Here is a 15,905-nt window from a genome sequence, read left to right as displayed (position 1 = left end):
CAACTTCTATACAGATGGCTGGTGGCTGCTGCGCAGCCAATCGCGAGCAAGCTCGCTCCCACATTTGGGACGCGTTCCCCTGTGGGAGCGAGCTTGCTCGCGAAGACGCCCTTATAGCCGCAGAAAATCTTTGCGCCATGTGGTCGTTTGCCGCACTTTCGCCTCTCAAGCCCGCGCCTTGGTTATACTCCGTGCGATCCGCCTGGAGCGCTCATCAGGAGAGCTCATGCTCGCCCCCGTACAACTGACTTCCGCCACTCGCCAGAACCTCTGGCGGCTGACTTTCATCCGCACCCTGGTGCTCGCCGCGCAGGCCGGTTCCGTGGGCCTGGCCTACTGGCTGGATCTGTTGCCGTTGCCGTGGGTGCAACTGGTGATGACCCTCGGCTGTTCGATTCTGCTGTGTGTGTTCACCGCTGTGCGTCTGCGTACTTCGTGGCCGGTCACCGAGCTCGAATACGCGTTGCAACTGGCCTGCGATCTGGTTATCCACAGTGCCTTGCTGTATTTCTCCGGTGGTTCGACCAACCCGTTCGTTTCGTATTATCTGGTGCCGCTGACCATCGCTGCGGTGACGCTGCCATGGCGGTATTCGGTGGTGCTGTCGGGTATTGCGCTGGCCTTGTATACGCTGATGCTGACGCATTTCTATCCGCTGGAAACCCTGCCGGTCGCCCGGGAGAACCTGCAGATTTACGGCATGTGGCTGAGTTTTGCCCTCGCGGCAGCGGTGATCACCTTCTTTGCCGCGCGCATGGCCGAAGAGCTGCGCCGGCAGGAGGAGTTACGGGCGATCCGCCGTGAAGAAGGCCTGCGCGATCAGCAGTTGCTGGCCGTTGCGACTCAGGCCGCTGGCGCCGCTCATGAACTGGGTACACCGCTGGCGACCATGAGCGTGTTGCTCAACGAAATGCAGCAGGATCATCACGATCCAATGCTTCAGGAAGACCTGAAGGTGCTGAAGGATCAGGTGAAGCTCTGCAAGGAGACCCTGCAACAACTGGTGCGCGCCGCCGAAGCCAATCGCCGGATGGCGGTGGAGATGCAGGACGTCACCGAATGGCTCGACGAGGCGCTCAACCGCTGGCACCTGATGCGCCCGGAGGCCAGTTATCGCTTCCAGCGTCTGGGCCAGGGCCCGTTGCCGCGCGTGGCGCCGCCACCGGATCTGACCCAGGCCCTGTTGAATCTGTTGAACAACGCCGCCGACGCCTGCCCGGAAAACCTTCAGGTGACCCTGGACTGGACCGCCGAAGACCTGACCATCAGCATCCGCGATCATGGCGCCGGTGTGCCGCTGGCCATCGCCGAGCAGATCGGCAAACCGTTTTTTACCACCAAGGGCAAAGGTTTCGGCCTGGGCCTGTTTTTGAGCAAGGCCAGCGTGACACGTGCCGGCGGCTCAGTGAAACTCTATAGTCATGAGGAAGGCGGCACGCTCACCGAGCTGCGCCTGCCCCACGGCGCCCGAGGAGAGCAACATGAGTGACGAAATCCAAGTCGAAGGCGAAGAACTGCCGCATTTGCTGCTGGTCGATGACGACGCGACCTTCACCCGGGTGATGGCCCGCGCCATGGCTCGCCGTGGTTTCCGCGTCAGCACCGCCGGTTCCGCCGAGGAAGGCCTGACCATCGCCCAGGCCGATCTGCCGGACTACGCCGCGCTGGACCTGAAAATGGACGGCGACTCCGGTCTGGTCCTGCTGCCGAAACTGCTGGAGCTGGACCCGGAAATGCGCGTGGTGATCCTCACCGGTTACTCGAGCATTGCCACCGCGGTTGAAGCGATCAAGCGCGGCGCCTGCAACTACCTGTGCAAACCGGCCGACGCCGACGATGTGCTGGCAGCGCTGCTGTCCGAACACGCCGACCTCGACAGCCTGGTGCCGGAAAACCCGATGTCTGTGGATCGCCTGCAGTGGGAGCACATCCAGCGTGTGCTGACCGAGCACGAAGGCAACATCTCAGCCACTGCCCGCGCCCTGGGCATGCACCGCCGCACCCTGCAGCGCAAACTGCAGAAGCGCCCGGTTCGTCGCTGAACCTGCGCTGAACGACCATCGCCAGTCCTCGCGATAAAGCGCACCGATCATCTATGATCGGTGCGTGTCTGTTCTTTTCTTTATCGAGCCTTTTCCATGAATCAGAACGCTGAATATTCCGCGGTCAACGATACTGTGCGCGGGCAGTTTTTTCGCAAGGTGTGGGCCATGACCACGCCTTACTGGCGCAGCGAAGAGAAGGGCAAGGCCTGGACGTTGCTGATCGCCGTGATCGCGCTGACGTTGTTCAGCGTGGCGATCTCGGTGTGGATCAACAGTTGGTACAAGGATTTCTATAACGCCCTGCAAAAGAAAGACGAGGCGGCGTTCTGGCAGTTAATCCTGTATTTCTGCGGCATTGCGGCGGTGGCGATCCTCGGCGCAGTGTATCGCCTGTACCTGACGCAGATGCTGACCATCCGCTGGCGGGCTTGGCTCACCGAGAACCATTTCAAGCGCTGGCTCGGGCACAAAAACTATTACCAGCTGGAGCAGGGCGGCTACACCGACAACCCTGACCAGCGGATTTCCGAAGACCTCAATACCTTCACCAGCAACACCTTGAGTCTTGCGTTGGGCCTGATTCGCACGGTGGTCAGCCTGGTGTCGTTCTCGATCATTTTGTGGGGCGTCTCCGGCAGCATCGAGGTGTTCGGCATCGAGATTCCCGGCTACATGTTCTGGTGTGCGCTGCTGTACGCGGCGGTCGGCAGCTGGCTGACGCACCTGATCGGTCGACGCCTGATCGGCCTGAACAACCAACAACAACGCTTCGAAGCTGACCTGCGTTTCTCCATGGTGCGGGTGCGTGAAAACGCCGAGAGCATTGCGCTGTACAACGGCGAGCCGAACGAGAATCGTCGCCTGAGCAACCGCTTCGGTCTGGTCTGGCACAACTTCTGGGACATCATGCGGGTGTCCAAGCGCCTGACGTTCTTCACCTCGGGTTACGGCCAGATCGCAATCATCTTCCCGTTCATCGTCGCGGCCCCGCGTTACCTGACCGGCAAGATCGAACTGGGTGAGCTGATGCAGATCAACTCGGCATTCGGCAACGTGCAGGAGAACTTCAGCTGGTTCATCAACGCTTATGCGGATCTCGCCGCGTGGCGCGCCACGTGTGATCGTCTGCTGAGTTTCCGCCAGGCCATGACCGACAACGAAGAACGTGCACCGGCCATCGACGTGCAGAATCAGGGCGATGAGTTGAAGGTTCATAACCTGGGCCTAGATCTAGCCGACGGTCGTCATCTGCTGACCAGCGCCGACATGACCGTGGAGCAGGGCGACCGCGTGATGCTCAGTGGCCGCTCCGGCAGCGGTAAATCCACGCTGCTGCGGGCGATGGGCCATTTGTGGCCAGCCGGGCACGGCAGTATTCGCTTGCCGGCCTCGCGTTATCTGTTCCTGCCACAAAAACCGTATCTGCCGATCGGCACCCTGCGCGACGCCTTGAGTTATCCACAACCGGGCGACACCTACGCGCCTGAGCGTTATGCACAAGTGCTGGAAACCTGCCGTCTGCCGCATCTGGTGGCTCGACTGGACGAGGCCAACCACTGGCAGCGCATGCTCTCGCCGGGAGAACAGCAACGTCTGGCCTTCGCCCGCGCGCTGCTCTATGCACCGCAATGGCTGTACATGGACGAAGCGACATCGGCGATGGATGAAGAAGACGAAGCCACGCTGTATCAGGCGCTGATCGACCAGTTGCCGGGCCTGAGCATCGTCAGCGTCGGCCATCGCAGCAGCCTCAAGCGCTTCCATCCACGGCATGTGCGGATCGATGGCGGGCACTTGGTGGAACAGACCGTGACCGCGTGACAGGCTCTGACTCTGTGGGAGTTTGCTCCCACAGAGGACGGTGATCGTACAACCCGCTTGCGCTATGATGCCCCTCAAGCCGATATTTCGAGACAAACGCAGACCATGGAAAACCCGATCGACACCCCGCGCCTCCCTCGCAAGCGCCGCAGCCTGGCTCAGGAACTGGTGACGGTGCTGACCGAGCAGATCCGCGATGGTCTGCTCAAGCGTGGCGACAAATTGCCCACCGAGTCGGCAATCATGGAAGCCCATGGCGTCAGCCGCACCGTGGTGCGCGAGGCAATCTCCCGGCTACAGGCCGCAGGTCAGGTTGAAACCCGCCACGGCATCGGCACTTTCGTGCTCGATACACCGAGCCCGAGTGGCTTCCGGATCGACCCCGCCACCGTGGTCACCCTGCGTGACGTGCTGGCGATTCTCGAACTCCGCATCAGCCTCGAAACCGAATCCGCCGGCCTCGCCGCGCAGCGTCGCAGTGCCGAACAACTGGCCGCCATGCGTGCTGCCCTCGATGCGCTGAACGAAAGCGTCGCCCACGCCAGTGATGCGGTGGCGTCGGACTTCCAGTTCCACCTGCAAATCGCGCTGTCCACCGGCAACCGCTACTTCACCGACATCATGACCCACCTGGGCACCAGCATCATTCCGCGCACGCGCCTGAACTCGGCGCGTCTGGCCCATGACGATCAGCAGCACTACATGAATCGCCTGAGCCGCGAGCACGAGGAAATCTACGAGGCCATCGCCCGCCAGGATTCCGATGCCGCCCGCGCGGCCATGCGCCTGCACCTGACCAACAGCCGCGAACGGCTGCGTCAGGCGCATGAAGAGGCGCAGGCGCAGGGTTGAACTCTGGAAGGGCGGGAAAACGTCATGCGGTGTCGACGATAGATAACGGTAATGCCTTTGATGGTTGCGGGGGGCCGTCTATCGTTACGAGGTAGCTGATTACTACGGACCCACTTTTGAATTGATAGCCGAAAAGGCTTCTTGAATTCAGAGAGACCTGTTCCTTTCCGGCTGTCGAGGTCGTAAATCTGGTGCCCCATGGAATAGGGGGGCTAAAGCGGTCGGGCTTGACTTCAATTGTTATGTCGATCTGTTGGTTTGCTGCTTTCCCCTCATAAAAGAAATCGAGCAGAAAAACGCCATCCAGTTTTTGGGTGTCCAGCACTCCATTTGGCGCCTGAGGTGCTTCCGCTGGGGCAAGTAGATTTAAAGGTGATACTTGCAGTGTCTGCATGACAAACTCTCCTTGAGCCGGGGTGAGTGCAATCTTATTGCACCCCGCCAGTTGAGCTTCTTTGTGTGCCGGTGCGCCACTGTCAGAAATGACAGTGGCGACAAACGGTCGTCATTGATCCCGTCATGCGTGACGATCAAGCTTCGATGTACAGTTTCAACGGTTCGGAACACGGCTCCAGACTGGACTCATCGGCGAACTTGTAGCGCAGCTCAACGGTACTGTTCAGGTACTTTTCCAGTTCGAATCTGGGGATGCTCAGTTCAATTCCCGTCATGCCGACCATGTCATCCAGTGCGTCATCCCAGACGCCGGTCGGCTCCGACAAACCCAGCCATTCAGGCTCTTCCGGATCATCGCCGAGGATCGGGTACACATCCCAGTTCGGCGGTGTGTTCTGGCCATCGGGTACCTGAACGATCAGGTCGTCATCCAGAGTCGATAACCGCAGGATGATCGAGTCGCTGGCGTGATCGGGGAATTGCGGAAGGTGTGCAGCGGCAAACGTCATGCTTCGTTCTCCTTGAAAGATCTGCCGCGATCCTTCGCGGCAGTCGTCGCACTTTACCCGGCGAATCGATGAGGCGCGCCGGGGCAATCTTGTCCGGGCATTTCAGCTCTTGGGCAGAATCGAACGATCTACCCTGACCGCGAGTTTGCCCGGGCCGGGCCTGACGTCGAACGTTGCCTGGCCCTGAGCGTCCACCGACGCCCGGGCGATGGCCACGCCGTCGCGCAGCAATTGCAGCGGCGCACCTTTCATCGATTGGCCCGAGGCCAGGTCCAGTTTCAATTTAATCGTCATCGAATCGCTCCTTAATTCGTGTTGCCGGTCGGGTGATAGTCCTTGAGCAGCAAGTAAGTGCTCCAGCCCCACCAGTCGTCGACGGTGGCGGTGTCGTTGAGGTTGTTGACGTCCTTGCGCCGCAGGACTTTGTTGCCCTGAAGGCGGAACAGTGGCGAGAAGTTGTTGGCCGGATCCAGCACGGCCGTCAGATCCGGCAGCCGTTGCAGCGCGTTGAAGGTGGCCGGCACATTGCCGCTTGAATACGCGGCATACACCTCGTCTGCCGAATCCTGCACCGCGAGAGTCACCTGATTGCGGTTGTCGGCGTCCGTGGCGTCGAAGTAGCGCTTGTCACCGAACGCCCGCCATTGCTCGCCATGGCCGTTGCGCACCTTGAGGCCGAACTTGCTGTCTTCGTCATGCATGAAACGTGTGATGAGCGAGCCCAGGTCACTCGGCGTCACGGCGGCGGCCATGGCCTTGCGCGGCACTCGCAAATGCCCGGAAGAGAACAGGTCGGTGAGGTAGTGGTCGGCGAACGCGTTCATCGCGTAGGCCCGTTCCAATTGCAGTTCGTCCTGACTGGCGTGGGCGGCAGCGGCGGTTTGCAGGGCGGCGGTGTGCCCGGCGATGTAGGCCTGACGGGCCCATTCGCCGAAGTGGTCGGCGTTGTTTGCTGCCAGTTTCAGGTAGCGACCGAGCGGGAACAGCGCCGAAACAAAACTGCCGCCGCCGGTGATTTTGTTCCACTCTTCCGACAACGTATCTCCCAAAGCGTCGTAAGCCTCATGAGGTTGCTTGCCGTCCTTGATCGCCTGTTTAACCGCGTCGATCTCTTTTTGCATGATCGCGAGAATTTGCGTCGCCTCGATCTTCGAGGCCGACAGCGTGGCGAGAGTGTCGAAGGCCGCCGTGAAGCGCTGAAGGCGATCAGCCGGGGTCGACCCTTCGTTGATCGGGCGGTCGACGATTCCATAGAAATCACCACCCAGCGCCAGCACCTGGCCGTAGGTCAGCGCCAACCCGTTCGGCAGATGCAGCGCTACGTTTTGCGCAAGCACCGGCTCGGCATTTTCAACAAAGCGCAGCCGGGTGTTATCGCCGATAGCCGTGTGTTCCGCGCCCTCGAAGCGTAACTGCGGTTTGCCTTTCAAGGCTTGAGCGGGCGGAGTGGTCACGGGTTCGACATCGCTGTGCGAGTCGGCGATGTGCAGCAACAGGTGTGGATTTTCGGCGCTGAAGGTGATGCCGCCGGGAGTAAAAAGATCATCGAATCGGGCGATGACCGGTGAGGGTTTTTCAAGGCATTTTGTTTGTAGACCGGACATTTCTTTCTCCTTGATATGTCGTCGGTGGATTCTTATTTAGCTGTATGCATATACAGTTAAATCGAGCCTAGTCGAGAAATCTCCTACGTCAAAAAGAAATCTTGTCCGACAAAAAATGCCCTCCAGCGATGAAATGCAGTTGACGGTTATCTTTTAAGTTGTACGATGACCTACAACTTCGGCGAAGGCTGAACGGTCCACTCACAAAAAAACGTTGCTACCAGGGTGTTCGAATAATGAATCCACAAGAACTGAAGTCCATCCTCTCCGCCGGCCTGCTGTCGTTCCCGGTGACCGATTTCAATGCTCAGGGCGATTTCAACCGCGCTGGCTACATCAAACGCCTGGAATGGCTGGCCCCGTACGGTGCTTCAGCCCTGTTCGCCGCCGGTGGCACCGGTGAATTCTTCTCCCTGGCTGCCAGCGAATACTCGGAAATCATCAAGACTGCCGTCGACACCTGCGCCAGCAGCGTGCCGATCCTCGCCGGTGTCGGCGGTTCGACCCGCCAGGCCATCGAATACGCTCAGGAAGCCGAGCGTCTGGGCGCCAAAGGTCTGTTGCTGCTGCCGCACTACCTGACCGAAGCCAGCCAGGACGGCGTTGCCGCCCACGTTGAAGCGGTGTGCAAATCGGTCAACATCGGCGTGGTGGTCTACAACCGCAACGTCTGCCGCCTGACCGCGCCGCTGCTGGAACGTTTGGCCGAGCGCTGCCCGAACCTGATCGGTTACAAGGACGGTCTGGGCGACATCGAACTGATGGTGTCGATCCGTCGTCGTCTCGGCGATCGCTTCAGCTACCTCGGTGGTCTGCCGACCGCCGAAGTCTACGCCGCGGCCTACAAGGCCCTGGGCGTGCCGGTCTACTCGTCGGCGGTGTTCAACTTCATCCCGAAAACCGCGATGGACTTCTACCACGCGATTGCCCGCGAAGATCACGCCACTGTCGGCAAGATCATCGACGACTTCTTCCTGCCGTACCTGGACATCCGCAACCGCAAGGCCGGTTACGCCGTGAGCATCGTCAAGGCAGGCGCCAAGATCGCCGGCTATGACGCAGGCCCGGTGCGGGCGCCGCTGACCGACCTGACCCGCGAAGAGTACGAAATGCTCGCCGCGCTGATCGACAAGCAAGGTGCGCAGTAACACAACTCTATAAACAAGGCCGCTGAGCGATCAGCGGCCTTTTGCGTCAGGAGAATGATTCGTGACCAAGCGCTATGACAACTACATCAACGGTGAATGGGTCGCCGGCAACGATTACTCGGTCAACATCAACCCGTCCGAGCTGAGCGACACCATCGGCGATTACGCCAAGGCTGACCTGGCTCAGGTCAACGCCGCCATCGACGCCGCGCGCGCCGCGTTCCCGGCGTGGTCGACTTCGGGCATTCAGGCCCGTCACGACTCGCTGGACAAAGTCGGTACTGAAATCCTCGCCCGCCGCGAAGAACTCGGCACCCTGCTGGCCCGGGAAGAGGGCAAGACCCTGCCCGAAGCCATCGGCGAAGTGACCCGCGCCGGCAACATCTTCAAGTTCTTCGCCGGTGAATGCCTGCGTCTGTCCGGCGACTACGTGCCGTCGGTGCGCCCGGGCGTCAACGTTGAAGTCACCCGCGAAGCCCTCGGCGTAGTCGGCCTGATCACCCCGTGGAATTTCCCGATTGCCATCCCGTCGTGGAAAATCGCCCCGGCCCTGGCCTACGGCAACTGCGTGGTGTTGAAGCCGGCGGATCTGGTGCCGGGTTGCGCCTGGGCGCTGGCCGAAATCATCTCCCGCGCAGGCTTCCCGGCCGGCGTGTTCAACCTGGTGATGGGCAGTGGCCGCGTGGTCGGTGAAGCGCTGGTCAACAGCCCGAAAGTCGACGGCATCAGTTTCACCGGTTCCGTCGGTGTGGGGCGTCAGATCGCGGTCAACTGCGTGTCGCGCCAGGCCAAGGTTCAGCTGGAAATGGGCGGCAAGAACCCGCAGATCATTCTCGACGACGCCGACCTCAAGCAGGCGGTCGAGCTGTCGGTGCAGAGCGCGTTCTACTCCACCGGCCAGCGTTGCACCGCGTCGAGCCGCTTGATCGTTACCGCCGGGATTCACGACAAGTTCGTCGAAGCCATGGCCGAGCGCATGAAGTCGATCAAGGTCGGCCACGCGCTGAAGGCCGGTACCGACATCGGTCCGGTGGTCTCGCAAGCGCAGCTTGAACAGGACCTGAAATACATCGACATCGGTCAGTCCGAAGGTGCACGTGTTGTCAGCGGCGGCGGTCTGGTGACCTGTGACACCGAGGGTTACTTCCTCGCGCCGACCCTGTTTGCCGACAGCGAGGCGTCGATGCGCATCAGCCGCGAAGAGATCTTCGGCCCGGTGGCCAACATCGTCCGCGTAGCCGATTACGACGCTGCACTGGCCATGGCCAATGACACCGAATTCGGTCTGTCGGCGGGTATCGCCACCACGTCGCTGAAGTACGCCAACCACTTCAAGCGTCATTCCCAGGCCGGGATGGTGATGGTCAACCTGCCGACCGCCGGTGTCGATTACCACGTTCCGTTCGGTGGCCGTAAGGGTTCATCCTATGGCTCACGTGAGCAAGGCCGCTATGCGCAAGAGTTCTACACGGTCGTGAAGACCAGCTACATCGGTTCGTAAATCGCTGCACCCGCGCCGGGCCTTCGCCTGAGGCCCTGCGCGGCACAAGACCAAAGAATGTTTTACCCGCATAAAAATAATCAGTGGGAGTACATCTACATGCAATCGTCCAAGCCGACTCACGTCCGCTATTTGATCCTGCTCATGCTGTTTTTGGTGACCACGATCAACTACGCCGACCGCGCCACCATCGCGATCGCCGGTTCCAGTTTGCAAAAAGACCTCGGCATCGACGCGGTCACCCTCGGCTACATCTTCTCTGCTTTCGGTTGGGCCTACGTGGCCGGGCAAATTCCCGGCGGCTGGCTGCTCGATCGCTTCGGCTCGAAAAAAGTCTATGCCCTGAGCATTTTCACCTGGTCGCTGTTCACCGTGCTGCAAGGCTTCGTCGGTGAGTTCGGCATGTCCACGGCCATCGTCGCGCTGTTCATGTTGCGCTTCCTGGTCGGTCTGGCCGAGGCGCCATCGTTCCCCGGCAACGCCCGTATCGTCGCGGCATGGTTCCCGACCGCTGAACGCGGTACCGCTTCGGCGATCTTCAACTCCGCGCAATACTTCGCGACCGTGCTGTTCGCACCGCTGATGGGCTGGATCGTGTTCTCCTTTGGCTGGGAGCACGTGTTCATCGTCATGGGTATCCTCGGCATCATCTTCTCGCTGGTCTGGCTGAAAGTGATCTACAGCCCGCGTGAACACCCGCGCATCAACGATGCCGAGTTCAAGCACATCGCTGACAACGGCGGCATGGTCGACATGGACCAGAAAGGCAAAAAATCCGACGGGCCGAAATGGGATTACATCCGCCAGTTGCTGACCAACCGCATGATGCTCGGCGTGTACCTGGGCCAGTACTGCATCAACGGCATCACTTATTTCTTCCTGACCTGGTTCCCGGTGTACCTGGTGCAAGATCGCGGCATGACCATCCTCAAGGCCGGTTTCATTGCCTCGTTGCCGGCGATCTGCGGCTTTATCGGCGGTGTCCTCGGCGGGGTGATTTCCGATTACCTGCTGCGCAAGGGCCATTCGCTGACCTTCGCCCGCAAGGCGCCGATCATTGCCGGTCTGCTGGTTTCGAGCAGCATCGTGGCCTGCAACTATGTCGACGTTGAATGGATGGTGGTCGGCTTTATGGCCCTGGCGTTCTTCGGCAAAGGCGTGGGCGCGTTGGGCTGGGCGGTGGTGTCCGACACCTCGCCGAAACAGATCGCCGGTCTGAGCGGCGGCCTGTTCAACACCTTCGGCAACATCGCGTCGATCACCACCCCGATCGTCATCGGCTACATCATCAGCTCCACCGGTTCGTTCAAATGGGCGCTGGTGTTCGTCGGCGCCAACGCGCTGGTGGCGGTGTTCAGCTATCTGGTGATCGTCGGCCCGATCAAGCGTGTGGTCCTGAAAGAGCCGCCAACCAACGGTGGTTCCGAAGCAGCTGGTAAATTGTCTCAAGCGCATTCCTGAGGAGCGGCGTCATGCAGTTGATTGAACATTCTGACTCGCCGCGCTACATCCGCCTGCACGAGCGGGACAACGTAGTGGTTGTGGTCAATGACCAGGGCGTGCCGGCCGGCACCGCATTTGCCGATGGCCTGGTGACGGTGGATTTTGTGCCGCAAAGTCACAAGGTCAGCCTCGTGGATATTCCCGAGGGCGGCACGGTGATTCGCTACGGCCAGATCATTGGCTACGCGTTGCAGCCGATTCCCCGTGGCAGTTGGGTCAAGGAAGATCAACTGCGCATGCCGACCGCGCCGCCGCTGGACAGCCTGCCGCTGTCTACCGATGTGCCGGCCGCGCAGGCACCGCTGGAAGGCTTCACGTTCGAGGGTTATCGCAACGCCGACGGCACCGTCGGCACGCGCAACATCCTCGGGATCACCACCACCGTGCAATGCGTCACCGGGGTGCTGGATCACGCGGTGAAGCGGATCAAGGACGAGCTCTTGCCCAGGTACCCGCACGTCGATGACGTGGTGGCGCTGACCCACAGTTACGGTTGCGGCGTGGCCATCACGGCCACCGACGCCTACATCCCGATCCGCACCGTGCGCAATCTGGCGCGCAACCCGAACCTCGGTGGCGAGGCGCTGGTCATCGGTCTGGGCTGCGAGAAATTGCAGGCCGGGCAGGTGATGCACGAGGACGATGCCTCGGTGGATCTGAGCGAGCCGTGGCTGTATCGCTTGCAGGATTCCAGTCACGGTTTCACCGAGATGATCGAGCAGATCATGGAACTGGCCGAAGTCCGCCTGAAGAAACTCGACCAGCGTCGCCGCGAAACCGTGCCGGCGTCGGAGCTGATCCTCGGCATGCAGTGCGGTGGCAGCGATGCGTTTTCCGGCATTACCGCCAACCCCGCGCTGGGTTACGCCTCGGACTTGCTGCTGCGGGCGGGCGCGACGGTGATGTTTTCCGAAGTCACCGAAGTGCGCGATGCGATTTACCTGCTGACTTCACGGGCGCAGTCCAAAACCGTTGCCGAGGAACTGGTGCGCGAGATGGACTGGTACGACCGTTATCTGGCCAAGGGTGAAGCGGATCGCAGCGCCAACACCACGCCGGGCAACAAGAAGGGCGGGTTGTCGAACATTGTCGAAAAGTCGTTGGGCTCGATCGTGAAGTCCGGTAGCAGCGCGATCAGCGGTGTGCTCGGCCCGGGTGAGCGGTTCAAGCAGAAGGGTTTGATTTTCTGTGCAACGCCGGCGAGTGATTTTGTCTGCGGTACGTTGCAACTGGCGGCGGGGATGAACCTGCATGTGTTCACTACCGGTCGTGGCACGCCTTACGGCTTGGCCATGGCGCCGGTGGTGAAGGTTTCGACCCGTACGGAGCTGGCGCAGCGCTGGCCGGATCTGATCGACATCGATGCCGGGCGGATTGCTACCGGGCGTGCGTCCATCGAGGAACTGGGCTGGGAGTTGTTCCACTACTACCTGGATGTGGCGAGCGGCAAGCAGCAGACGTGGGCGGAGAAGCACAAGCTGCATAACGACATTACGTTGTTCAATCCGGCGCCTATCACCTGAGACCACCCCGTTGATCGTTCCCACGCTCCGCGTGGGAATGCAGCCGGGGACGCTCCGCGTCCCAACAGCGTGACGCGGAGCGTCACAGGAGACGTTACCACGCAGAGCGTGGGAACGATCAGGGTGAAAGTGGCTTATCATTAGCTCCCTAACGACGCTCACCTCCAAGGCTCCCCGGCATGCTGGCAATCTTCCTCGAAACCCTGAACATCACCGCGCCGGTGTTTGCCATGCTGTTTCTCGGTGTGCTGCTCAAGCGCATCGACTGGATCAACGACAACTTCATCCACACGGCATCGTCGCTGGTGTTCAACGTCACCATGCCGGCGCTGCTGTTTCTCGGCATTCTGCACGCTGACCTGCACGCCGCGCTGCAACCGGCGCTGCTGATCTATTTCGCACTGGCCACGCTGGTCAGTTTTGCCGTGGCCTGGGGCTGGGCGATTTTCCGTTGTCCGCGTGAAGATCGCGGTATCTACACCCAGGGCGCGTTTCGCGGTAACAACGGGGTGATCGGCCTGGCGCTGGCGGCGAGCATGTATGGCGACTACGGGATTTCCCTCGGGGCGATTCTCGCGGCGCTGGTGATCCTGTTCTACAACACCCTGTCGACCATCGTGCTGGCGGTCTACAGCCCAGTGATCAAGTCGGACCCGTGGAGCATCTGCAAAAGCGTGGTCAGCAATCCGCTGATCATCAGCGTGATCGCGGCAGCGCCGTTCGCTTATTTCAAGATCGGTCTGCCGGGCTGGCTGGAAACCTCCGGTCAGTATCTGGCGCAGACCACGTTGCCACTGGCGCTGATCTGCATTGGCGGCACGCTGTCGCTGGCGGCGCTGCGCAAGAGCGGCAAGATGGCGCTCAGTTCGAGTCTGGTGAAGATGGTCGGCCTGCCGGTGATCGCCACGCTGGGCGCATGGCTGTGGGGCTTTCGCGGGGCGGAGCTGGGGATTCTGTTTTTGTACTTCGGCAGCCCGACCGCCGCCGCCAGTTTTGTCATGGCCCGTGCGGCCCAGGGCAATCATGAATTGGCGGCGGCGATCATCGTGCTGACCACGTTGATGGCGGCGATCACCACCAACATCGGGATCTTCTTCTTGCAGTGGGGCGGGTGGATCTAAGGCCGGCGGTTACTCGGGCTTCTGGTAACTGTCGATCACTTCCTGCGCCGCGCGGAACGCATCGATCGCCGCCGGCACGCCGGCGTACACCGCGCAATGCAGCAGCGCTTCGCGGATCTCATCGATCGTGCAGCCATTGTTCAACGCACCGCGCACGTGGCCCTTCAATTCCTGCGGGCACTTCAACGCAGTCAGTGCAGCGAGGGTGATCAGGCTGCGGGTTTTCAGCGGCAAACCTTCGCGATTCCACACGCCGCCCCAGGCGTGTTCGTTGACGAAATCCTGCAACGGTTGGGTGAACTCGGTGGCGTTGCCCAGCGCGCGGTCGACAAACGCGTCGCCCATTACCTGACGGCGGACTTCAACCCCGGATTTCTTCGATTCGGTCATGGCACATCCTTCTTGTGGTGTTGGCGGCGCCAGGCGCGTACGGACGTGAAAAACAGAAACGTCAGCAGCGTCGGCAGTACATAAAACAGCATCAATCGCTCGAGTTTGCCGGCCAGTGGCATGCCGGTGGTGAACGACACCACGTGCAGCCCGTACGCCAGATACAAACCCAACAGCAGCAAACCTTCGGCCCGGGTCACGCGATAACCGGAATAGAACACCGGCAGGCACAGCGCGGCGACGCCGAGCATCACCGGCAGGTCGAAATCCAGCGCGTTCGGCGAAACCGACAGCGGCGTCGGCGCGATCAGTGCGGTGAGGCCCAGCACCCCGAGCAGGTTGAACAGGTTGGCGCCGATCACGTTGCCGACTGCAATGTCCCGCTGACCGCGCAGCGCTGCGATCAACGATGTGGCCAGTTCCGGCAGCGAGGTGCCGACCGCGACCACGGTCAGGCCAATCACCCGCTCGGAGAATCCCAGGTCAGTGGCGACGACCACGGCTGCACCCAGCAGCAAGTGCCCGGCGAACACCAGCATGCCCAGACCGCCGACAATCATCAGCAGGCTGGTGAACCACGGCGCCTGCGGATCATGCGGTTGATCGGAATGCGGGCGGGCTGAGTGCCGCGACTGGCGCAGCAACAATCCGAGGTAAAGCGTCAGGGCACCGAGCAACAGAATGCCGTCGAAGCGCCCGAGCTCTTCATTCCACGCCAGCACGAACACCAGCAGGCTGGCGCCGATCATCAACGGGATGTCGAGACGCACCAGTTGCCGCGACACCCGCAGCGGAATGATCAGCGCCGACAGGCCGAGGGTGACGAGAATGTTGAAAATGCTGCTGCCGATCACGCTGCTAACGGCGATGTCCGGCGTGTGCGCCTGCACGGCTTGCAGGCTGACGGCCATTTGCGGGGCGCTGCTGCCGAGGGCGACGATCGTCAGGCCGATGATCAGCGGTCGTACATGCAGGCGCGCGGCCAGGCGCACGGCGGCGCGCACCATCAGCTCGGCGCCGGCGATCAGCAGGAACAGCCCGCTGAGCAATTCGATCACGCTGATCAAGGGTAAGTCGGTCAGTCCGAAAATGGTGGACGCTCCATCAGTCGTCGAGGGCCTGGATCCTGACCCGGGCGGTTCCACTGCGCAGCATACCGAGCTGTTCGGCTGCCGCACGTGAAACATCGATCAGACGGCCACGGGTGTGCGGGCCACGGTCGTTGATGCGGACCACGACGGATTCATCGTTTTTCAGGTTGGTGACCTTCACCCGCGTGCCGAACGGCAACTGGCGGTGGGCGGCGGTCAGGGAATTCTGGTTGAACGCTTCGCCGCTGGCGGTGCGTTTACCGTGGTGCTTGGCACCGTAATAGGAGGCGACGCCGGTCTGGTCGTAACCGTGCGGGTCGATGACATCGGTGCTGGCGCAACCGGCCAGCAAAGAGAGCAGGGCGCAGGCGCCGAGCAGACGTTTCATTCAAAAGCTCCCA

Annotated in this window: 16 protein-coding genes; 9 read left to right on the top strand and 7 right to left on the bottom strand. The window is 61.2% G+C overall.

The window, feature by feature from the left end; translation table 11 throughout:
* Positions 1–226 precede the first annotated feature (226 nt).
* From K5E37_RS15620 to K5E37_RS15605, 4 genes are all read left to right on the top strand, one after another.
* Positions 227–1,489: an ATP-binding protein gene (locus K5E37_RS15620; RefSeq protein WP_011332442.1), complete on the top strand. Its 1,263-nt coding sequence runs from the start codon at positions 227–229 to the stop codon at positions 1,487–1,489.
* Positions 1,482–2,042, top strand: a complete 561-nt coding sequence (locus K5E37_RS15615; RefSeq protein WP_003221630.1) for a response regulator transcription factor — start codon at positions 1,482–1,484, stop codon at positions 2,040–2,042. Before K5E37_RS15620 ends, K5E37_RS15615 begins: the two co-directional genes overlap by 8 nt.
* Positions 2,043–2,138: 96 nt before the next feature.
* Positions 2,139–3,866 carry an ABC transporter ATP-binding protein/permease gene (locus K5E37_RS15610; protein ID WP_085685681.1) on the top strand — a complete coding sequence of 576 codons (1,728 nt, stop codon included), beginning with the start codon at positions 2,139–2,141 and terminating at the stop codon, positions 3,864–3,866.
* 105 nt (positions 3,867–3,971) lie between these two features.
* On the top strand, positions 3,972–4,718 hold the full coding sequence (locus K5E37_RS15605; protein WP_085608064.1) for a FadR/GntR family transcriptional regulator: 747 nt from the start codon (positions 3,972–3,974) through the stop codon (positions 4,716–4,718).
* Positions 4,719–4,740: 22 nt separating this feature from the next.
* Here the strand turns inward: K5E37_RS15605 and K5E37_RS15600 are convergent, their stop codons facing one another.
* The 4 genes from K5E37_RS15600 to K5E37_RS15585 form a co-directional block, all read right to left on the bottom strand.
* Entirely contained in the window at positions 4,741–5,112 is a 372-nt protein-coding gene (locus tag K5E37_RS15600; protein ID WP_221534382.1) for a hypothetical protein, read from the bottom strand.
* 136 nt (positions 5,113–5,248) lie between these two features.
* Positions 5,249–5,623 (bottom strand): hypothetical protein, encoded by a 375-nt coding sequence (locus tag K5E37_RS15595; RefSeq protein WP_221534380.1) that lies wholly within the window; start codon positions 5,621–5,623, stop codon positions 5,249–5,251.
* A 102-nt stretch (positions 5,624–5,725) separates the two neighbouring features.
* Positions 5,726–5,917, bottom strand: coding sequence for a hypothetical protein (locus K5E37_RS15590; RefSeq protein WP_221534378.1), 192 nt, complete (start codon positions 5,915–5,917; stop codon positions 5,726–5,728).
* Between the two features lie 11 nt (positions 5,918–5,928).
* Entirely contained in the window at positions 5,929–7,227 is a 1,299-nt protein-coding gene (locus K5E37_RS15585; protein ID WP_221534376.1) for a phospholipase, read from the bottom strand.
* A gap of 236 nt (positions 7,228–7,463) precedes the next feature.
* On the opposite strand from K5E37_RS15585, the gene kdgD reads away from it, so the two are divergent.
* The 5 genes from kdgD (at position 7,464) to K5E37_RS15560 (ending at position 14,023) form a co-directional block, all read left to right on the top strand.
* Positions 7,464–8,375 carry a 5-dehydro-4-deoxyglucarate dehydratase gene (kdgD, locus tag K5E37_RS15580; RefSeq protein ID WP_007953624.1) on the top strand — a complete coding sequence of 304 codons (912 nt, stop codon included), beginning with the start codon at positions 7,464–7,466 and terminating at the stop codon, positions 8,373–8,375.
* A 61-nt stretch (positions 8,376–8,436) separates the two neighbouring features.
* Positions 8,437–9,876, top strand: coding sequence for an aldehyde dehydrogenase family protein (locus K5E37_RS15575; RefSeq protein ID WP_221534374.1), 1,440 nt, complete (start codon positions 8,437–8,439; stop codon positions 9,874–9,876).
* Positions 9,877–9,975: 99 nt separating this feature from the next.
* Positions 9,976–11,337, top strand: a complete 1,362-nt coding sequence (locus K5E37_RS15570) for an MFS transporter (RefSeq protein ID WP_221534373.1) — start codon at positions 9,976–9,978, stop codon at positions 11,335–11,337.
* Between the two features lie 11 nt (positions 11,338–11,348).
* Positions 11,349–12,902 (top strand): galactarate dehydratase, encoded by a 1,554-nt coding sequence (garD, locus tag K5E37_RS15565; RefSeq protein ID WP_221534372.1) that lies wholly within the window; start codon positions 11,349–11,351, stop codon positions 12,900–12,902.
* A 179-nt stretch (positions 12,903–13,081) separates the two neighbouring features.
* The gene (locus K5E37_RS15560; protein ID WP_064382550.1) at positions 13,082–14,023 is read left to right on the top strand and encodes an AEC family transporter; all 942 of its coding nucleotides are present in this window, start codon (positions 13,082–13,084) and stop codon (positions 14,021–14,023) included.
* Positions 14,024–14,032: 9 nt separating this feature from the next.
* Here K5E37_RS15560 and K5E37_RS15555 read toward each other — a convergent pair whose 3' ends face one another.
* Genes K5E37_RS15555 through K5E37_RS15545 form a run of 3 tightly spaced genes read right to left on the bottom strand, consistent with a single transcriptional unit; the run spans position 14,033 to position 15,892 of the window.
* Positions 14,033–14,413 carry a carboxymuconolactone decarboxylase family protein gene (locus K5E37_RS15555; RefSeq protein WP_007953619.1) on the bottom strand — a complete coding sequence of 127 codons (381 nt, stop codon included), beginning with the start codon at positions 14,411–14,413 and terminating at the stop codon, positions 14,033–14,035.
* The gene (locus K5E37_RS15550; protein ID WP_085608070.1) at positions 14,410–15,471 is read right to left on the bottom strand and encodes a calcium/sodium antiporter; all 1,062 of its coding nucleotides are present in this window, start codon (positions 15,469–15,471) and stop codon (positions 14,410–14,412) included. Before K5E37_RS15550 ends, K5E37_RS15555 begins: the two co-directional genes overlap by 4 nt.
* A gap of 46 nt (positions 15,472–15,517) precedes the next feature.
* Positions 15,518–15,892, bottom strand: coding sequence for a septal ring lytic transglycosylase RlpA family protein (locus K5E37_RS15545; protein ID WP_201819026.1), 375 nt, complete (start codon positions 15,890–15,892; stop codon positions 15,518–15,520).
* Positions 15,893–15,905: the final 13 nt, after the last annotated feature.

This window comes from Pseudomonas sp. RIT778 (assembly GCF_019718735.1).
Taxonomy (GTDB): Bacteria; Pseudomonadota; Gammaproteobacteria; order Pseudomonadales; family Pseudomonadaceae; genus Aquipseudomonas; species Aquipseudomonas aphyarum.
The sequence above is the reverse complement of the archived record's forward strand: the minus strand, read 5'-3'. Positions and strand labels throughout refer to the sequence as shown.

Bases quoted from the DNA above. Each gene is read 5' to 3' on its own strand.
- K5E37_RS15555 (WP_007953619.1), bottom strand. From the start codon at position 14,413: ATGACCGAATCGAAGAAATCCGGGGTTGAAGTCCGCCGTCAGGTAATG.
- K5E37_RS15620 (WP_011332442.1), top strand. From the start codon at position 227: ATGCTCGCCCCCGTACAACTGACTTCCGCCACTCGCCAGAACCTCTGG.
- K5E37_RS15600 (WP_221534382.1), bottom strand. From the start codon at position 5,112: ATGCAGACACTGCAAGTATCACCTTTAAATCTACTTGCCCCAGCGGAA.
- K5E37_RS15595 (WP_221534380.1), bottom strand. From the start codon at position 5,623: ATGACGTTTGCCGCTGCACACCTTCCGCAATTCCCCGATCACGCCAGC.
- K5E37_RS15610 (WP_085685681.1), top strand. From the start codon at position 2,139: ATGAATCAGAACGCTGAATATTCCGCGGTCAACGATACTGTGCGCGGG.
- K5E37_RS15590 (WP_221534378.1), bottom strand. From the start codon at position 5,917: ATGACGATTAAATTGAAACTGGACCTGGCCTCGGGCCAATCGATGAAA.
- K5E37_RS15570 (WP_221534373.1), top strand. From the start codon at position 9,976: ATGCAATCGTCCAAGCCGACTCACGTCCGCTATTTGATCCTGCTCATG.
- K5E37_RS15615 (WP_003221630.1), top strand. From the start codon at position 1,482: ATGAGTGACGAAATCCAAGTCGAAGGCGAAGAACTGCCGCATTTGCTG.
- K5E37_RS15560 (WP_064382550.1), top strand. From the start codon at position 13,082: ATGCTGGCAATCTTCCTCGAAACCCTGAACATCACCGCGCCGGTGTTT.
- garD (WP_221534372.1), top strand. From the start codon at position 11,349: ATGCAGTTGATTGAACATTCTGACTCGCCGCGCTACATCCGCCTGCAC.
- K5E37_RS15585 (WP_221534376.1), bottom strand. From the start codon at position 7,227: ATGTCCGGTCTACAAACAAAATGCCTTGAAAAACCCTCACCGGTCATC.
- K5E37_RS15605 (WP_085608064.1), top strand. From the start codon at position 3,972: ATGGAAAACCCGATCGACACCCCGCGCCTCCCTCGCAAGCGCCGCAGC.
- kdgD (WP_007953624.1), top strand. From the start codon at position 7,464: ATGAATCCACAAGAACTGAAGTCCATCCTCTCCGCCGGCCTGCTGTCG.
- K5E37_RS15545 (WP_201819026.1), bottom strand. From the start codon at position 15,892: ATGAAACGTCTGCTCGGCGCCTGCGCCCTGCTCTCTTTGCTGGCCGGT.